Annotated in this window: 16 protein-coding genes; 11 read left to right on the top strand and 5 right to left on the bottom strand. The window is 64.7% G+C overall.

Annotation, left to right across the window (positions count from 1 at the left end):
• Nucleotides 1-1,029 (bottom strand): TRAP transporter substrate-binding protein, encoded by a 1,029-nt coding sequence (locus tag ACEN9P_RS12595; protein WP_495619433.1) that lies wholly within the window; start codon nucleotides 1,027-1,029, stop codon nucleotides 1-3.
• 442 nt (nucleotides 1,030-1,471) lie between these two features.
• On the opposite strand from ACEN9P_RS12595, the gene ACEN9P_RS12600 reads away from it, so the two are divergent.
• The 8 genes from ACEN9P_RS12600 (at nucleotide 1,472) to ACEN9P_RS12635 (ending at nucleotide 9,193) form a co-directional block, all read left to right on the top strand.
• A complete protein-coding gene (locus ACEN9P_RS12600) occupies nucleotides 1,472-3,076 on the top strand; it encodes an ABC transporter substrate-binding protein (RefSeq protein WP_495622173.1) in 1,605 nt (534 codons plus the stop codon).
• Nucleotides 3,077-3,090: 14 nt separating this feature from the next.
• Nucleotides 3,091-4,185 carry an ABC transporter permease gene (locus ACEN9P_RS12605; RefSeq protein ID WP_495619434.1) on the top strand — a complete coding sequence of 365 codons (1,095 nt, stop codon included), beginning with the start codon at nucleotides 3,091-3,093 and terminating at the stop codon, nucleotides 4,183-4,185.
• The gene (gene nikC, locus ACEN9P_RS12610; RefSeq protein ID WP_495619435.1) at nucleotides 4,182-5,096 is read left to right on the top strand and encodes a nickel transporter permease; all 915 of its coding nucleotides are present in this window, start codon (nucleotides 4,182-4,184) and stop codon (nucleotides 5,094-5,096) included. Before ACEN9P_RS12605 ends, nikC begins: the two co-directional genes overlap by 4 nt.
• Nucleotides 5,093-5,941, top strand: a complete 849-nt coding sequence (locus tag ACEN9P_RS12615; protein WP_477662925.1) for an ABC transporter ATP-binding protein — start codon at nucleotides 5,093-5,095, stop codon at nucleotides 5,939-5,941. The genes nikC and ACEN9P_RS12615 overlap by 4 nt, the downstream gene beginning before the upstream one ends.
• A gap of 29 nt (nucleotides 5,942-5,970) precedes the next feature.
• Nucleotides 5,971-6,729, top strand: coding sequence for an ABC transporter ATP-binding protein (locus ACEN9P_RS12620; RefSeq protein WP_477662941.1), 759 nt, complete (start codon nucleotides 5,971-5,973; stop codon nucleotides 6,727-6,729).
• A 73-nt stretch (nucleotides 6,730-6,802) separates the two neighbouring features.
• The gene (locus tag ACEN9P_RS12625; RefSeq protein ID WP_477662924.1) at nucleotides 6,803-7,774 is read left to right on the top strand and encodes a dipeptidase; all 972 of its coding nucleotides are present in this window, start codon (nucleotides 6,803-6,805) and stop codon (nucleotides 7,772-7,774) included.
• A gap of 28 nt (nucleotides 7,775-7,802) precedes the next feature.
• Nucleotides 7,803-8,249, top strand: coding sequence for an acyl-CoA thioesterase (locus ACEN9P_RS12630; protein WP_477662923.1), 447 nt, complete (start codon nucleotides 7,803-7,805; stop codon nucleotides 8,247-8,249).
• Between the two features lie 23 nt (nucleotides 8,250-8,272).
• Nucleotides 8,273-9,193: an EamA family transporter gene (locus ACEN9P_RS12635; RefSeq protein WP_477662922.1), complete on the top strand. Its 921-nt coding sequence runs from the start codon at nucleotides 8,273-8,275 to the stop codon at nucleotides 9,191-9,193.
• Here ACEN9P_RS12635 and ACEN9P_RS12640 read toward each other — a convergent pair.
• On the bottom strand, nucleotides 9,168-10,106 hold the full coding sequence (locus ACEN9P_RS12640) for a LysR family transcriptional regulator (protein ID WP_477662921.1): 939 nt from the start codon (nucleotides 10,104-10,106) through the stop codon (nucleotides 9,168-9,170). The genes ACEN9P_RS12635 and ACEN9P_RS12640 overlap by 26 nt on opposite strands.
• 103 nt (nucleotides 10,107-10,209) lie before the next feature.
• On the opposite strand from ACEN9P_RS12640, the gene ACEN9P_RS12645 reads away from it, so the two are divergent.
• The gene (locus tag ACEN9P_RS12645; RefSeq protein WP_495619436.1) at nucleotides 10,210-10,854 is read left to right on the top strand and encodes an NAD(P)-dependent oxidoreductase; all 645 of its coding nucleotides are present in this window, start codon (nucleotides 10,210-10,212) and stop codon (nucleotides 10,852-10,854) included.
• Between the two features lie 693 nt (nucleotides 10,855-11,547).
• On the opposite strand, the gene ACEN9P_RS12650 is transcribed toward ACEN9P_RS12645, so the two are convergent.
• A complete protein-coding gene (locus tag ACEN9P_RS12650) occupies nucleotides 11,548-12,474 on the bottom strand; it encodes a DMT family transporter (RefSeq protein WP_477662919.1) in 927 nt (308 codons plus the stop codon).
• A gap of 75 nt (nucleotides 12,475-12,549) precedes the next feature.
• A complete protein-coding gene (gene uvrA, locus ACEN9P_RS12655) occupies nucleotides 12,550-15,618 on the bottom strand; it encodes an excinuclease ABC subunit UvrA (RefSeq protein WP_495619437.1) in 3,069 nt (1,022 codons plus the stop codon).
• 200 nt (nucleotides 15,619-15,818) lie between these two features.
• Here uvrA and ACEN9P_RS12660 point away from each other — a divergent pair, with 200 nt between their 5' ends.
• Nucleotides 15,819-17,051: an MFS transporter gene (locus tag ACEN9P_RS12660; protein WP_495622174.1), complete on the top strand. Its 1,233-nt coding sequence runs from the start codon at nucleotides 15,819-15,821 to the stop codon at nucleotides 17,049-17,051.
• Between the two features lie 54 nt (nucleotides 17,052-17,105).
• Nucleotides 17,106-17,606, top strand: a complete 501-nt coding sequence (gene ssb, locus ACEN9P_RS12665) for a single-stranded DNA-binding protein (protein ID WP_074580455.1) — start codon at nucleotides 17,106-17,108, stop codon at nucleotides 17,604-17,606.
• Nucleotides 17,607-17,743: 137 nt separating this feature from the next.
• On the opposite strand, the gene ACEN9P_RS12670 is transcribed toward ssb, so the two are convergent.
• On the bottom strand, nucleotides 17,744-18,148 hold the full coding sequence (locus ACEN9P_RS12670) for a hypothetical protein (RefSeq protein WP_495619438.1): 405 nt from the start codon (nucleotides 18,146-18,148) through the stop codon (nucleotides 17,744-17,746).
• Between the last annotated feature and the right edge of the window lie 11 nt (nucleotides 18,149-18,159).

An 18,159-nucleotide genomic window follows, 5' to 3' on the forward strand; every position in this document is an offset into this window, starting at 1 on the left:
TCAGCCCCGTGCCGCGCTGATGGCCGTGAACAGCGGCGCGGTTTCAGGGTATTGCTTGGCAAAGCCGGCCCAGAGTTTGGTTTCCATTTCCTTGCGCACCTGGTCGCGCTCGTTTTTGGCCATGGGCGTGAAAGTGATGCCGAGTTTCTTCAGGTCTTCTATGCCCTGCAGGCCTTTTTCGGTGCCGGTCTTGCGCAGCTGCACCGTCGAATCGGCGGCGGCCTTCATGAAGGCCGGGCGCAGCTCGGCCGGGATCCGCTCTATGCCGCGCTTGCCCATGATGCAGACCATGGGGCTGAACAGGTGCTCCGTCATCCAGCAATGCTTGACCACCTCGTTGAGCTTGCTGGCCAGCACCGTACCCGAATCGTGTTCAAAGCCGTCGACCACGCCGGTCTGCGCGGCCATGTAGAGCTCGCCGAAGGAAATCGGCGTGGGGATGGCGCCCATGATCTTGAAGGTCTCGATAAAGGCCGGCGTCGGCAGCACGCGCAGCTTGACGTTCTTGATGTCGGCCAGCGACTTGACCGGCTGCTTGGTGTAGACATTGCGGGCGCCGTAGTGCGCGCTCCAGGTGATGACCTGGCAGCCGGTGCTTTTTTGCAGCATCTCGTTGAGCTTGGCGCCCACGCCGCTGTCCAGCGCCTTGGCCACATGCTCGTAGCTGTCGAAGAGGTAGCCCAGGTCCAGCATGCCCAGCTGCGGCGTCACCGTGGCCCAGATGGACGAGCCGGTCAGCATCATGTCGATGGAGCCGACCTTGACCTGCTGCACCACGTCGCTTTCCTTGCCGAGCTGGTTGTTGGGAAAGTAGTCGATGCGTATCTTGTCGCCCACGGCCTTCTTGAGGTTGGCCTCCATGAGCTGCTGCCAGGCGAAGTGCGAGGAATTGAGGTCGGGCAGGTGCGCGGACGACAGGCGTAGCGCGACGGTGGACTGGGCCTTGGCCAGGCCGGAAAACCCCGTCGCCATGGCAACGGAGGCGGCAGAAGTGGCCTGGACAAAGCGGCGGCGTGAAAGTGAACCCATTTTTTGTCTCCTGATGTGTTTTACGGTGCGCTGGGGAATTTCGGCGTTCTTTGTAGAACGATTTACTGTATCGTTACACCAAATTAACCGTCAAGCCGGATGAGCGCGGTTTTGCTAGGTGTTTTCCTCCGTAAACCGGTGTTTGGGCGCAGCTTTGCCGCCGGCGGCAAAAGCGCCATGAAATCCCTGGAGACAGACCCGACGCCCCTTTTTGGTTCGTTCGGCAATCGCGGAAAACCCGGGTCTTGACGCGAGCGGGCAGCGGCGCAGAATGCATCAGCTGCCGAGCTTGTATGTACAAGTTACGAGCGGCAACCAGCGGGGCATATGGGCACGGTTCGTGCTCTCCTCTAAAGCCTCCCAGGGCCAGGGCGCAGCCGCCACAAGCGGCGCAGCGCATTCTTTTTGAACCGTCCAACAGAAGGAAACCATCTTGAACCACATGCTCCCCCTCATCAGCCGCCGCGTGCTCTGCGCCACGGCCGCGGCCGCCATGCTGGCCTGCGGCGCCGGTGCCGCGCTGGCCGCCACGCCCAAGGACACGCTGGTGCTGGCATTCGGCTTTGACGACATCATCACCATGGACCCGGCCGAAGCCTTCGAGCTGTCCGCCGGCGAAGTCATGGGCAACACCTACGACCGCCTGCTGCGCCTCGACGTGAACGACCCATCCAAGCTGGTGGGCGACGTGGCCAAGTCCTGGAATGTTTCGGCCGACGGCAAGACCTATACCTTCGAGATCAAGCCCGGCCTCAAATTCGCCTCGGGCAACCCGCTGACGGCCGAAGAGGTGGCCTACTCGCTGCAGCGCGCCGTGATGCTGGACAAATCGCCGGCCTTCATCCTCACGCAGTTCGGCTTTTCCAAGGCCAACGTCAAGGACAAGATCAAGGCCACCAGCCCGACCGTGCTGACCATGGAGACCGACAAAGCCTACGCGCCGACCTTCGTCTTCAACTGCCTGACGGCCAATGTGGCCGGCATTGTCGACATGAAGCTGGTGCAGTCCAAGGAGGTCAACGGCGACTGGGGTTATGCCTGGCTCAAGACCAACTACGCCGGCTCCGGCCCGCTCAAGCTGCGCGAGTGGCGCGCCAATGAAATCGTGGCGCTGGAGCGCAACGACAACTACTACGGCACCAAATCCAAACTCGCGCGCGTGATCTACCGCCACGTGAAGGAATCGGCCACGCAGCGCCTGCTGCTGGAAAAAGGCGATATCGACATCGCGCGCAACCTGAGCCCGCAGGACATCGCGGCGCTCTCGGCCAACAAGGACGTGAAGCTCACCTCCACACCCAAGGGCACGGTCTACTACATCAGCCTGAACCAGAAGAACCCCAACCTGGCCAAGCCCGAAGTGCGCGAGGCCATGAAATACCTGGTCGACTACGGCGCCATCGGCGACACGCTGATCAAAAACATCGGCGTTGTCAACCAGAACTTCCTGCCGCAGGGCCTGCTGGGCGCCAGCACCGAAAAGCCGTACAAACTCGACGTGGCCAAGGCGAAACAGCTGCTGGCCAAGGCCGGCCTGCCCAACGGCTTCAAGGTCACCATAGACATGCGCACCATACAGCCGGTGCAGGGCATCACCGAGGCCTTCCAGCAGACGGCCAAGCAGGCCGGCATAGACGTCGAGATCATTCCCGGCGACGGCAAGCAGACGCTGACCAAGTACCGCGCGCGCACCCACGACATGTACATAGGCCAGTGGGGCGCCGACTACTGGGACCCGCATTCGAACGCCGACACCTTCACGCGCAACCCCGACAACGCCGATGACGCCAAGGCCAAGCCCCTGGCATGGCGCAATGCCTGGGCGATTCCCGAGCTGACCAAGCAGTCGGACGCCGCCGTGCTGGAGCGCGACGCCGGCAAGCGCAAGAAGATGTACGAGGAGCTGCAGGCCGAGTTCCGCAAGACCAGCCCCTTCATCATGCTGTACCAGCAGACCGAGGTGGCGGCCTACCGCAGCAACGTCGACGGCCTGAAGCTGGGCCCGACCTTCGACAGCAACTACGTGTTCAACGTGTCCAAGCACTGACGGCTCCACCGACTTTGGCCATCCCCGATCCCACGGCCGCCGGCGTGGCGCCGCTCAGCGCGGTGAGCACGCGCACGGCCGGCCAACGCCTTGCACCCCACGCCAGGAGCTTTGGCAACTTCCTGGTGGTGATACTGCTCACCTACCTGGGCCTGCTCGCGGTGACCTTTTTCATAGGCCGGGTGATCCCGATAGACCCGGTGCTGGCCATCGTGGGCGACCGGGCGCCGGCCCATGTGATCGCGCGCGTGCGTGAAGAGCTGGGGCTGGACAGGCCGCTCTACCAGCAGTTCTACATCTACCTGGGCAAGGTGCTCAAGGGCGACTTCGGCACCTCGGTGCTGACCGCCAACCCGGTGATGACGGACATCAAGCGCGCTTTTCCGGCAACGCTGGAGCTGGCCAGCCTGGGCATCTTGATAGGCGCGGGCCTGGGCGTGCCGCTGGGCGTGTGGGCGGCGGTGCGGCGCGGCAAGCTGGTGGACCAAGTGGTGCGCGTGATAGGCCTGGTCGGTTATTCGGTGCCCATCTTCTGGCTGGGGCTGATGGCACTGGTGGTGTTTTATGCGCGCCTGGGCTGGGTCTCGGGGCCGGGCCGCATCGACGTCAGCTATGAATACACGCTCGCGCCCGTCACCGGCCTGTTGCTGCTGGACACCGCCATGGCCGGCGAGTGGGAGGCTTTTCGCAATGTGTTTTCGCACCTGATACTGCCGGCCTCGCTGCTCGGTTATTTCGCGCTGGCCTACATCAGCCGCATGACGCGTTCCTTCATGCTCAACGAACTCGCGCAGGAATACGTGATCGCCGCGCGCGCCAAGGGTTTGTCGGAGTCGCGCATCATCTGGCGCCACGCGCTGCGCAATGCCATGGTGCCGCTGGTGACGGTGATCGCGCTGTCCTATGCCGGCCTGCTCGAAGGCTCGGTGCTGACCGAGACCGTGTTCGCCTGGCCGGGCCTGGGCCTGTACATCACCAACTCGCTGCAGAACGCCGACATGAATGCGGTGCTGGGCGGCACCATCATCGTGGGCTCGATTTTTGTGGGGCTGAACCTGCTCTCCGACGTGCTCTACAAGCAGCTCGATCCAAGGACCCGCATTCGATGACTTCCAAAGTCGCATCCTTGCGCAGCTGGCTGGACACCGACAGGCCCGCCTCGCGCCGCCAGGCCTTTATGGGCCGGGTCTACCACGGCTGCCGTGATTTTTCGCGCAACCGGCTGGCCATGCTGGGCCTCTTTATCGTGCTGGGCCTGGTCGGGGTGGCGATCTTTGCCGAGCTGCTGGCGCCTTACTCGGCCTATACCGGCGACCTGCGGACCACACGCCTGCTGCCGCCCTCGTGGACGCACTGGTTCGGCACCGACGACCAGGGGCGCGACATCTTTTCGCGCATCATCATCGGCTCGCGCATCACGCTGATGGTGGTGATCCTGGTGGCGGTGCTGGCCGCGCCGCTGGGCCTGATCGTCGGCACCGTGGCCGGTTATGCCGGCGGCTGGGTCGATGCGGTGCTGATGCGCATCACCGACATATTTCTCGCGTTTCCGCGCCTCATCCTGGCACTGGCCTTTGTTGCGGCGCTGGGCCCCGGCATACAGAACGCGGTGATCGCGATTGCCATCACCTCCTGGCCGCCTTATGCGCGCATGGCGCGCGCCGAGACGCTGACGATTCGCCAGACCGACTACATCGCCGCCGTGCAGCTGCTGGGCGCCTCGCCCTGGCGCATCGTGCTGGGCCACATCATGCCGCTGTGCCTGTCCTCGGTGATCGTGCGCGTCACGCTGGACATGGCCGGCATCATCCTGACGGCCGCCGGCCTGGGCTTTCTGGGCCTGGGCGCGCAGCCGCCCATGCCGGAGTGGGGCGCGATGATCGCCAACGGCCGCCTGTATGTGCTGGACCAGTGGTGGGTGGCGGCTGCGCCCGGCGCCGCGATTTTTATCGTGAGCCTGGCTTTCAACCTGCTGGGCGACGGCTTGCGCGACGCGCTGGATCCCAAGGCGGCCAAATGACGGACGCCAACGTTCCTCTGCTGGTGGTTGACGATCTGTGCGTCAGCTTTCCGCGCCGCGGCGGCGGCATGACCGAGGCGGTGCGCGGCGTGTCTTTCAGCCTGGGCCGCGAGCGCCTGGGCATCGTCGGGGAATCAGGGTCGGGCAAGTCGCAGACCGGCCGCGCCATCATGGGGCTGACCGCACCGGAGGGCCGCATCAGCGCCAGGCGCCTGGAGTTTTCCGGCACGGACCTGCTTAACTGCGCGCCGGCGCAACGCCGCGCGCTGCGCGGCGGCCGCATCGCCATGGTGTTGCAGGACCCGAAGTTTTCGCTGAACCCGGTCATGACGATTGGCGCGCAGATCGTGGAGACGTTGCAGGCCCACACCCGCGTGTCGCCCGCGGAAGCCAAAAAACGCGCGCTCGCCGCGCTGGAGTCGGTGCGCATTGACGACCCGGCGCGCGTCTTCAGGCTCTACCCGCATGAGGTCTCGGGCGGCATGGGCCAGCGCGCGATGATCGCCATGATGCTGATCGCCGACCCCGACCTGCTGATCGCCGACGAGCCCACCTCGGCGCTGGACGTCACGGTGCAGCTGCAGGTGCTGTCCATACTCGACACCCTGGTGGCCGAGCGCGGCATGGGCCTGATATTGGTCTCGCACGACCTGCGGCTGGTGTCCACCTTCTGCGACCGCATCCTTGTGATGTATGCCGGCCGTGTGGTGGAGGAGCTCGCCGCCGGCGGCCTGGCCCAGGCCAAACATCCCTACACGCGCGGCCTGATGGCCTGCCTGCCCAGGCTGGGCGCGTCCACCCATCCGCTGGCCACGCTGGACCGGAAACCGGAGTGGGCGCTGTGAGCGCGGCGAGCAGAGCCAAAGCGCTGGGCTTGGAGGCCAGCGGCCTGCGCGTCGAATACGACGGTTTTGTCGCGGTGGTCGGCACCACCTTTACCGTGAACCCCGGCGAGAGCTTCGGCATCGTCGGTGAATCGGGTTCGGGCAAGTCCACGGTGCTGCGCGCCATCTGCGGGCTGGCGCCGCGCACGGCCGGCACGGTGCGGTTGCTGGGACAGGACAGCGCGCCCGGCAGCAAGGCCTTCAGGCGCCAGGTGCAGATGGTGTTCCAGGACCCTTATGGTTCGCTGCACCCGCGCCACACGGTGGACCGCATCCTGGCCGAGCCGCTGGCCATCCACGGCATCCTCGATGCGGAGGCGCGCATAGAGCGCGCGCTCGAGGAAGTCGGTTTGGGCACGGGCTTTCGTTTTCGCTATCCGCACCAGCTTTCGGGTGGGCAACGCCAGCGCATCGCGATCGCGCGGGCCTTGATCCTGGAGCCGCAAATCCTGCTGTTGGACGAGCCCACTTCGGCGCTGGACGCCTCGGTGCAGGCCGAGGTGCTCAACCTGCTCGAGGAGCTGCGGCGCCGGCGCGGCCTGACTTTCATCATGGTGAGCCATGACCTGGCCGTCGTCACCCATCTGTGTGAGCGGCTCATGGTGATGCAGCGCGGCCAGACGGTGGAGATGCTGCCTTCGGCCGACCTGGCGGCGCACAAGGTCACCAATGCCTACACACTGAGCCTGATGGAAGCTTCCACCGGTTTCAAGCGCCGCGCCGCGGCCGGGGTGGCCACCACGGCATAGTGGTGGCTATTCTTGACTGGCGCATCGGGCGTGCGCGTGTTTTAATTTCTTTTCACCCACGGAGGCCTCCGACATGATCAACTGGGAAGCCCATGCCTGCCTGCCGCTGCACCCGGCGGCCGACTTTTCGCCCATGGACGCCTTGCGCGCCGCCGGCGTCAACTATGTGTCCATCAACGTTGGCATGGACATGAACCCGGTGTCGCAAATCATGGCGGTGATCGCCGCCTTCCGCACCAGGATCGCGGCGAACCCGGATCGCTACCGACTGGTCTCCAGCGTGGAGGAGATCCGCGAAGCCGCCGCGGCGGGCGTACTCGCCATCGGCTTTGACCTCGAAGGCGCGATGCCCTTGCAGGAGCACACCGAGATGGTGGCGCTGTACCGCGAGCTCGGCGTGCGGCAAATCCACTTTGCCTACAACCGCAACAACAGCGTGGCCGACGGCTGCCATGACGAGGCGCGCGGCCTCACACCGCTGGGCCTGCGCATGGTGCGGGCCGTCAACAAGGCCGGCCTGCTCATGGACTGTTCGCACACCGGCCGGCGCTGCAGCCTGGACATCATGGCGGCTTCGTCAAAGCCGGTGATCTTCAGCCACGCCAACCCGCTGGCGCTGGTGGAGCACGGCCGCAATATCACTGACGAGCAGATACGCGCCTGCGCGGCCACCGGCGGCGTGGTTTGTATCTCGGGCGTGTCGGCCTTTCTCGGCACCCCCACGCCCGACGCAGGCGACATGGCGCGGCATGTGGCCTATGTGGCCGGCCTGGTGGGCGCGCAGCATGTGGGCATAGGCCTGGACATCAGCTTCCGCCAGGACGAGCTCAACGACAACCCGCCCGGCGACTACGACCCGGACTACTGGTGGCCCAAGGCTGCCGGTTATGACCGCAGCGTGCAGCGCATGACTTACACGCCGGTCGAAACCTGGCGGCTGTTGCCGGAGGCGCTGCGCCAGGTGGGCCTGGGCGCGGCCGAAATCGAGGGCGTGATGGGCGACAATATGATGCGTGTGGCCGGCATCGCCTGGCAGCACGCCTGAACATCCCGCAACCCACCGGCAGCTTCCCATGTCCTCCATCACGCTTCGTTTCCTGGCCGAACCCAGCACCGTCAACTTCGGCGGCAAAGTCCATGGCGGCACCGTCATGAAATGGATTGACGAGGCCGGTTATGCCTGCGCCACCAGCTGGGCCAAGCGCTACTGCGTGACCGTCTCGGTGGGCAGCATACGTTTTCAGCGCCCCATCATGATCGGCGACCTGGTCGAAGTCGAAGCCCGGCTGGCCTACACCGGCAAGACCAGCCTGAACATCTCGGTGGAAGTGCGCGCCGGCGACATGAAAGTCGGCCAGATGGCGGTGATCACCGAATGCCTGGTGGTATTTGTCGCGGTGGACCTGGACGGCAAGGCCCTGCCCGCCCAGGAATGGCGGCCCGAGACCCCCGGCGACGTCGCGCTGGCCCAGCGCGTCAAGGCGCACCTGGACGCCGCGCGCAGCATGCAGCTGTCCTGAGCCGCGCCTGTCTCGTTCCACTGATGCAAAGTAACTCCCTGACGAGCCGCGACCTGGCGGCCGCCCTGACCGTGGTCGTGCTGTGGGGCGTCAATTTTGTGGTCATGAAATTCGCGCTGCGCGACTTCACGCCGTTTCAGCTCGGCACGGCGCGGTATGTGTTTGCCGCGCTGCCCTTGGTGCTGCTGATACGCCCGCCCAAGATCGCGTGGAAGTGGATTGTGTTCTATGGCCTCTTCCAGGGTGTGGGGCAATTCGGCATCTTGTTTCTCGCACTCAAGGTCGGCATGACGGCGGCGCTGGCCTCGGTGCTGCAGCAGACCCAGGTGTTCTGGACGGCGCTGTTTGGTTTTGTGCTGTTGCATGAGCGCGCCAGCCGCCCGCTGCAGGCCGGCCTGGCGCTCGCGGCCCTGGGCCTGGCCTGCTTCGCGCTCAACTACGTGGGCACGGACGGCAGCAGCGCCACCACGCCGCTGGGTTTTGTGCTCACGCTTTGCGCGGCGGCCATGTGGGCCATGTCCAACATCGTGGCGCGCCGCGTGCAGCAGACTTACAAGGACTATTCGCCGCTGGCTTTTGTGGTGTGGAGCAGCCTGGTCGCGGTGCTGCCCTTTGCCGCGCTGTCCTGGGCTTTTGACCCCGAGCCCCTACGCTGGCATTGGCTGGAGGCACGCGCGTCGAGCTGGGCCGCCGTGGCTTACCTGGGCTGGGCCGCCACCATCCTGGGCTACGGCCTGTGGACCAACCTGCTCAAGCGCCACCCCGCGAACCGCGTTGCGCCTTTCAGCCTGGGTGTGCCCGTCGTCGGTCTGGCCACCGGCATGCTGGTGCTGGGCGAGGTCGTCACGGCCTGGCAATGGGCCGGTGTGGCTTTCGTGGTGGCCGCGCTGGCCTGTGTGATGCTGGGCGGGCTGGTGCTCAGGCCGCGCTCGCAGCAGGCTTGAGGTTGGCGGCCTGCGCCTCGCCAAACCAGGCTGCCAGCAGCTCCAGCGTGTAGCGCACCTTGGCCGGTTGCTCGCCGCGGCGCGGCGTGACGGCATACACCGGCACATCCGTCATGCGCCAGCCCGGAAGTATCGGCAGCAAACGGCCCTCGGCCAGCGCCGTGCGATCGTCCTCGCTCACCGCCATGCCTATGCCCCAGCCCGCGAGGTATAGCGCATGCAGCGCCGATACCTGCGATGCCTGCACGCGCGGCTCCAGCCGCAGGGTTTGCCGCTCCCCCTCCGGCCCCGTGAGTTCCAGCATGTCGACGCCGGCGGTTTGCGGCTTGCTCGCCAGCCAGTCGTGCTGCAGCAGGTCTCTTGGATGCGCGGGCCAGCCGCGTTCAGCCAGGTAGGCCGGGGAAGCGCAAAGCTGGCGCTTCATGACGCCGAGCTTGCGTGCCACCAGGGATGAGTCCGCCAACGAGCCGACGCGCAAAGCGATGTCTATGCGCTCTTCAACCAGGTCGATCAGCGTGTCGTCCAGCAGCAGGCACAGTGTGAGTTTGGGATGCCCGCGCAGCGGCGCCAGCGCTGCTGCCAGCAGGCTGCCAAAGCCGACAGGCGCTGTCAGGCGCAGTTCGCCCTCGGGTTCGTCGCGCAGGCGCACCAGGGCCTGCTCGGCCTCGCGCGCGGCGCCCACCATGGCCGCGCAACCGGCGTGGTAGCGCTCGCCGGCCTCGGTCAAGGTGATGCGCCGCGTCGAGCGATGCAGCAGCGCCAGGCCCAGCGCCTGCTCGAGCTGGCGCAAATGCTGGCTCACGGCCGAGGGCGTCATGCCCAGGCGGCGCGCCGCCGCAGTGAGTGAGCCCGCCGCCACCACCTCGGCAAAGACGGCCATGCGCTTGAGCTGGTCCAGGGATTTGTCACTCATTGATTAGTTGTACTTCACAGTGTTGTTGAATTTTGCCGTCTATTCAGCTGCTTGTGAAGCAACCAAACTAACAGCTTCTTTCAACCACAGGGCAATTTCCATCATGAACATCGCACTCATAGGCGCCACCGGTTTTGTAGGCGCACCGATTCTTTCCGAACTGCTGGGCCGCGGCCACAAGGTCACGGTGCTGGCCCGCAACCCCGGCAAAGTCGCGCCGCAAACCGGCCTCAAGGTCGTCGCCGCGGACGCGCTGGACGCCGGCCAGGTCGCCAGGGCCGTGGCCGGCCATGACGCTGTCATCAGCGCCTACAACCCCGGCTGGGGCGAACCGAAGATTTACGACCTGCACCTGCAGGCCAGCCAGGCCATCGTGACCGGCGTCAAGCAGGCCGGCGTGAAGCGCCTGCTGGTGGTGGGCGGCGCGGGCAGCCTGTATGTGGCGCCCGGCCTGCAACTGGTGGACACGCCGCAGTTCCCCGCCGAATACAAACAGGGCGCGCTGGCCGCGCGCGAAGCGCTCAACCAGCTCAAGCTCGAAACCTCGCTGGACTGGAGTTTTGTCTCGCCTCCCATTGGCTTGGCGCCCGGTGAGCGTACGGGCAAGTACCGTCTCGGCGCTGACGAACTGCTGTCCGGCCAGGGGGATAAGCCAGCCGGAATCTCGGTGGCCGACCTGGCCGTGGCGATTGTGGATGAGGTGGAGACGCCGCGGCACATACGGCGCCGGTTTACGGCGGCCAATTAACGCTGATTGGCCATGCAGCGGGGGGCTTGCCGGGTCTTGCTCCGGCTTGCGCGCCTGCTCCCTCTGCTGAGAGCTGCTGGCCGGGGGTTGCCCGGCGGCAACTCACTTTTCTTTTGCTTCGCCAAAAGAAAAGTAAGCAAAAGAAAAGGCGACCCTGGTGTCTGCGTCCCTTCGCTTCGCTACGGGCAACCTGCGGTGCTCGGTTCAGCCGGGGTCTCGCTAAACTCGCTACGTTTCACTTCGCTCAAACAACGCGATCCCTTATCCGCCTGAACCTGCGCTCCTCGGCGCATACACAAAGGGTGGGGAGAAAAAATACCAAGACAGAAAACCACAAGGACTCGCTATGGCGAGTCCTTGTTTGTATTTGTCTTCTTGGTATTTCGGTATTCGGTTCCCGATCCCGATTGCCCCGTCCTGGCTGGGCCGAGGAGCGCAGAGACAAGCGGATCAGGGCCGGCGTTGTCTGAGCCGAAGGCGAGTTTAGCCGGACCCCGCTTGGCTCGAGCACCGCAGGTTGCCCGTAGCGAAGCGTAGGGACCCAGACTGCGGGTCGCCTTTCTTTTGGGTACTTTTCTTTGGCGAAGCAAAGAAAAGTGCCTCGCCCGCCGGGGCGAGACCCGGCCAGCTGAACCAAGAAGAGGAAAGAGGAGGATGAAGAGGAAGAGCGCGCCCGCCGGAGCAAGACCCGGCTCAACCACCCTTCTCTTCTTTCGTCACCAACCAAATCCCATAACAAACCAGCACCAGGGCCAGGCCGTTTTTCCACTCGAGGAAACGCTCGTCGAGGAACACCGCCGACAGCATGGTCCCAAAAATCGGCACCATGAAATTAAAAACGGTGATCATGCTCACGCGGTTGTACTTCAGCAAAATCGTCCACAGGGAAAACGCGGCCGATGACAGCACTACCAGGTACACCATCAGCAAGGTGGACTTGAGGGTGAAGCCCGTCAGCGAACCACCGGTGGCAAAGCCGATCAGCAACAGGGCCAGGCCGCCTATGGCCAGTTGCCAGCCGGTCAGCACCACCGAGTCCACGCGCTGCGAGACTTTTTTGCCGTAGATGCTGGCGGCCGAGAGCACAAAGGCGGCGATCACGACAAAACCTTCACCGAGCAGCGTGAAGTCGAAGCTGAGCAGGCTTTCGCTGAAGTTCACCACCATCACGCCCGCAAAACCCACCAGGCAGCCCAGCACCTTGTTGAAGCTGAGCCTGTCGTTTTTGTAGATGTAGTGCGCCAGCAGCACGCTGAAAAAAGTGCCGGTCGCATTCATGATGGAGCTCTTCACGCCGGTGGCGTAGGCCAGGCCGATGTAGAAGAACACATACTGCAGGCTGGTCTGCGTGAGGCCGACGATGGCGACCTGGCCGAAGGTCCGGCGGTCCAGCTGGAGCACCGGCTTGCGGCCGATGAAGGCGAACACCAGCAGCACCAGGCCGGCAAAAAGAAAACGCCAGCCCGCGAACACCAGCTTGGAGGGAATGTCGTCGGCGGTGATATGGAACAGCACATAGCCGTTCTTGATCGCCGGGTAGGCGCTGCCCCAGAGCAGGCAGCACAGCGAGGCCAGCAGGAAAACGATTTTGCGCTGGGTGAAAAAGGTGGAGCTGTTCAAAACCGGAATCCGTTGAAAAAAAGAAAAGGCGCGGCCTGAGCGCTACAGGCGCCCAGGCATGGCAAACAAAAAAGCCTAGAGCAGGCGCGCGAGATAACGGCCGGTATGGCTGGCCGGGTTCGCCGCGATGTCTTCCGGCGTGCCCACGCCCACCACGGTGCCGCCGCCGGCTCCCCCCTCGGGGCCCATGTCGACCAGCCAGTCGGCCGTCTTGATGACGTCCAGGTTGTGCTCGATCACGACAATCGTGTTGCCCGCGTCGCGCAGCTGGTGCAGCACCTTGAGCAACAGGTCGATGTCGGCAAAATGCAGGCCCGTCGTCGGCTCGTCGAGGATGTACAGCGTGCGCCCGGTGTCGCGCTTGCTCAGTTCCAGCGCGAGCTTGACGCGCTGCGCCTCGCCGCCCGAGAGTGTGGTCGCGGCCTGGCCCAGCTTGATGTAGGACAGGCCCACGTCCAGCAAGGTCTGCAGCTTGCGCGCGATGGTGGGCACGGCCTTGAAGAACTCGGCCGCGACCTCGACCGTGAGGTCCAGGATCTGCGCGATGTTTTTGCCCTTGTACTGGACTTCCAGCGTCTCGCGGTTGTAGCGCATGCCTTTGCAGACGTCGCAGGGCACGTACACGTCGGGCAAAAAGTGCATCTCGACCTTGACCACGCCGTCGCCCTGGCAGGCTTCGCAGCGGCCACCGGCGACGTTGAAGGAAAAGCGCCCCGCGCCGTAGCCGCGTTCGCGGGCGGTGTTCATCTCGGCCATCAGCTCGCGTATCGGCGTGAAGAGGCCGGTATAGGTGGCCGGGTTGCTGCGCGGCGTGCGGCCTATCGGCGACTGGTCGACGTTGATGACCTTGTCGAAATGTTCTATGCCTTCGATGGACTCGTGCGCGGCGGGCTCTTCATGCGCGCGGTACAGCGTGCGGGCCACGGCGGCGTAAAGCGTGTCGTTGACCAGCGTGGACTTGCCCGAGCCGGAGACGCCGGTCACGCAGGTCAAGAGGCCCACCGGGAACTCGACGCTCACGCCCTTCAGGTTGTGGCCGGTCGCCTTGATGACGCGCAGCGCCTGCATGTCGCCCAGCGTGGCCTGGTGCACGGCTTCGCGCGCGGCGCGGCGTTCGGCGGCCGGGCTTTGCGGAAAGCGCGAGGCTTTTTTCTTCTCGGCGGCTTCCACCGCCTTCACCGTCGGCAGCCAGGGCGTGCGGCGTTTGGGCACGGCGATCTGCAGCGTCTGCGCCAGGTATTTGCCGGTCAGCGAGTCGGGGTTGTTCTTGACTTCGTCAAACGTGCCCTGGGCCATCACGCGACCGCCGTGGATGCCGGCGCCCGGCCCCATGTCGATGACGTGGTCGGCCGCGCGAATCATGTCCTCGTCGTGCTCGACCACCAGCACGCTGTTGCCGATGTCGCGCAAATGCTTGAGCGTGCCGATCAGCCTGTCGTTGTCGCGCTGGTGCAGGCCTATGCTGGGCTCGTCCAGCACATACATCACGCCGGTCAGGCCCGAGCCTATCTGCGAGGCCAGGCGTATGCGCTGCGATTCGCCGCCCGACAGCGTTTCGGCGCTGCGGTCCAGGCTCAGGTAGTTGAGGCCCACGTCGTTGAGGAATTTCAGGCGTAGGCCGATCTCGCGCACCACCTTGGCCGCGATCTCGGCCTTGGCGCCTTCCATCTTAAGGACGTTGAAGTACTCAAAACTCTCGCGCAGCGTCGCATGGCTGATCTCGTAGATGGCCTTGCGCCCGGGCTGGGCGCCGCCTTCGGGCGCGCTGACCAGGTAGACGTGGCGCGCCTCGGTGCGCAGCCGCGTGCCTTCGCATTCGGGGCAAGGCTGCACGCTGCGGTAGCGGGCCAGTTCCTCGCGCACGGCGGCGGAGTCGGTTTCGCGGTAGCGGCGCTCGAAGTTGGTGATCACGCCTTCGAAGGGGTGCTTCTTGCTGATCTTCTTGCCGGCGAAGTTGCCCGAGTCCATCACGTAGCTGAACTTGATTTCCTCGTCGCCCGAGCCGTGCAGCACGACCTGCTGCACGTTCTCGGGCAGCTCCTCAAAGGCCGTGTCGATGTTGAACTTGTAGTGCTTGGCCAGGCTCTCCAGCATGGCGAAGTAATAGCCGTTGCGCCTGTCCCAGCCCTTGACGGCGCCGCTGGCCAGGCTGAGCGAAGGGAAGGCCACCACGCGCGCCGGGTCGAAAAACTCCATGTGGCCCAGGCCGTCGCAGGTGGGGCAGGCGCCCACCGGCGAATTGAAGGAAAAGAGCCGCGGCTCCATCTCGCTGAGTGAGTAGTCGCAGACCGGGCAGGAGAACTTGGCGCTGAACAGGTGCTCCTTGCCGGTGTCCATCTCCAGCGCGAGGGCCTTGCCGTCGGCCAGGCGCAGCGCGGCCTCGAAGCTTTCGGCCAGGCGCTGCTGCAGGTCGGCCCGCACCTTGACGCGGTCTATCACCACGTCGATGTTGTGCTTCTCGGTTTTCTTGAGTTTGGGCAACTCGTCGAACTCGTAGGCCGTGCCGTCGACGCGAAAGCGCACATAACCCTGGGACTGCATTTCGGCGAACAGGTCCACGAACTCGCCCTTGCGGTCGCGCGCCACCGGCGCCAGGATCATCAGCTTGGTGTCTTCCGGCAGGGCCAGCACCGTGTCGACCATCTCGCTGACGCTTTGCGCCTGCAGCGGCAGGTCGTGGATGGGGCAGAACGGCGTGCCGGCGCGCGCGAACAAAAGGCGCAGGTAGTCGTGGATCTCGGTCACCGTGCCCACGGTGGAGCGCGGGTTGTGCGAGGTGGCCTTCTGCTCGATGGAGATCGCGGGCGACAGGCCCTCGATCATGTCCACGTCGGGCTTGTCCATCAACTGCAAAAACTGGCGCGCGTAGGTGGACAGGCTTTCAACGTAACGGCGCTGGCCTTCGGCGTACAGCGTGTCGAAGGCCAGGCTGGACTTGCCGGATCCGCTCAGCCCGGTGATGACCACCAGCTGGTTGCGCGGGATGTCCAGGTCGATGTTCTTGAGGTTGTGCGTGCGCGCGCCGCGGATGCTGATGCGCTGCGCCGCCAGGGCCTGGGCCAGGTAGCGGGCCGGGGGCTCAGCCACGTGACGGCCTTCTGCGGCCTGGGAGGCGAGGTATTTGCTGTCGTCGGGAGAGTTCAAGATGTGGCAGCCGCAAAACTCTCCATCATAGACCGAAGCACCGTTTCAAGCACAATAGCCGTTTGGGGACGGCCTGGCTTGCCGCGCCACGGCGGCCAAATTCCGGGTTTGTTCCCGATTTGGGCCGTCTTTTGTCCGGTTTTGAGCCTTTTTTGCCTGTTTATCCCTTGTCCGAGTCCTCCGCTCCCCCGTCTTACCCCATGACCGCCACCGAGCGCCGCGCCAGCGCCTCGCTGGCGTCGATTTTTGCGCTGCGCATGCTGGGCCTGTTCCTGGTGCTGCCGGTGTTCGCGCTGGAAGCGGCCAGATACCCGGGCGGCGACGACCCGGCGCGCGTTGGCCTGGCCATGGGCATTTACGGGCTGACCCAGGGCCTGCTGCAGATTCCCTTCGGCATCGCCTCGGACTGGTGGGGCCGCAAACCTGTGATTATTTCCGGCCTGGTGATATTTGCCCTGGGCAGCTTTATCGCGGCCTGGGCGCCCGACCTGGACTGGCTGGTCGCCGGCCGGGCGCTGCAGGGTGCGGGCGCGATTTCGGCGGCCGTCACCGCGCTGCTGGCCGACTCCACGCGCGACGAGGTGCGCACCAAGGCCATGGCGCTGGTGGGCAGCAGCATCGCACTGATGTTCGCGCTCTCGCTGCTCGTGGCGCCCCTGCTGGCGGCCTCCATCGGCCTGCACGGCCTGTTTTCCCTGACCGGCGCGCTGGCCTTGGGCGGCATCGCGGTGGTCCTGTGGTGGGTGCCGCCCGAGCCGTTGGAGCATGCGAACCGCCCGCGCGGCAGCGTGCTCGAAGTCCTCAGGGACCCAGCCCTGCTGCGGCTGGACTTCGGCGTTTTTGTGCTGCATGCGGTGCAGCTGGCCATGTGGGTGGCGATACCGGCGCTGCTGGTGGCAGCCGGCCTCGACAAGGCCCGCCACTGGCAGGTCTACCTGCCGGCGGTGCTGGCGTCCTTCCTGGTGATGGGCATGACGCTGTTCCCGCTGGAGCGGCGCGGCTACCTGCGCGCCGCCTTCCTGGGCGCTGTGGGCCTGGTTTTTGTGGTGCAGCTGGGCCTGCTGTGGGCGGTGTCCTCAAGCCCGGGGCCGCACGGCCTGGGCCTGCTGGCGGCCTTGCTGTTCCTGTTTTTCTGCGGTTTTAATGTGCTGGAAGCCACCCAGCCCAGCCTGGCCTCCCGCGTGGCGCCCGCCCATGCGCGCGGGGCGGCGCTGGGGGTGTACAACACCTTGCAGTCGCTGGGCTTTTTTGCCGGCGGCGCTATCGGCGGCTGGGTCACCAAAACCCATGGCGCGGCGGGGCTTTTTATGCTGTGCGGCGGCCTGATGCTGGCCTGGCTGCTGGTGGCCTGGCCCATGCGGGCGCCCGGGCGCCATGCGGCCGTTACGGCCACTGGCGAGGAAGCCTTGCCGGGCCGGCCAGTTAAACTGTGAGTTATTCATAAATAGCAGGGCCCCGCTCTGTAGATCAGCTCAGGAGAACCCCTCATGGCATCCGTCAATAAAGTCATCGTCGTCGGCAATTTGGGCCGCGACCCCGAAATGCGCAGCTTCCCGAGCGGCGACCAGGTCGCCAACGTCACCATCGCCACCACCGACCGGTGGAAAGACAAGCAGACCGGCGAAATGAAGGAAGCCACCGAATGGCACCGCGTGGTGTTCAACGGCCGCCTGGCCGAAATCGTCGGCCAGTACCTGCGCAAGGGCTCGCAGGTCTATGTGGAAGGTTCGCTGCGCACGCGCAAGTGGACCGACAAGGACGGCATCGAAAAATACACCACCGAAATCCGCGCCGACCAGATGCAGATGCTGGGCAGCCGCCAGGGCATGGGCGGCCCCGGTGGGGACGACGGCGGTGGCGGCGGCTACGAAGCCCCGCGCCAGTCGGCCCCAGCGCGCGCGCCGGCGGCAGCCGCGCCACGCCAGGCCCCGGCGGCCTCCAAGCAGGCCAGCGGTTTTGACGACATGGATGACGATATTCCGTTCTAACTACGGAAACCCGGTTTTTTGTGGGTAAAGGCCTGTGCTCCATAGGGAGCGCGGGCCTTTTTCTTTCCCAATACAAAGATTTGTGGCCTGCCGCGTACTTGATGACGGCACGATTTCAAGGGTATGCGTGAGTCCCTTTATTCGGATGCGCTGTCCAATACATAAACAGAAACGTCACCGTTGTCGTTCAACAAGAGCTTCTTCTCAAAAAGCCGGGCGTCCAGATGCTTGTATCTAATGCCCTCACTGTCTACGGCCTCTAGCGCCATCGTCAATACCGAGCCTTCAACGGAATAATTGAAAGCCCAGTCGCCCATGTCAGCCCTCCTTGAATGGAAATAAGTGCCAGTTCCATCCCCATTGAGTTTGATCACGACCTCCATGAACCCTTCGACACTTTTCTGATCAATCCACTTGCCATAGATTTCAGCCACCGAATTAACTTCGCTGGTGCTCGGCCAAAGCTCTCTCAATTCCTCCTGGCTCGGCGCCGTAATTAACTTGTTTGCGGCGGCTACGGTTTTTGACAAAATCGATGACATGGTTTTCTCTT

This window comes from Polaromonas sp. Polasp52 (genome assembly GCF_059491565.1).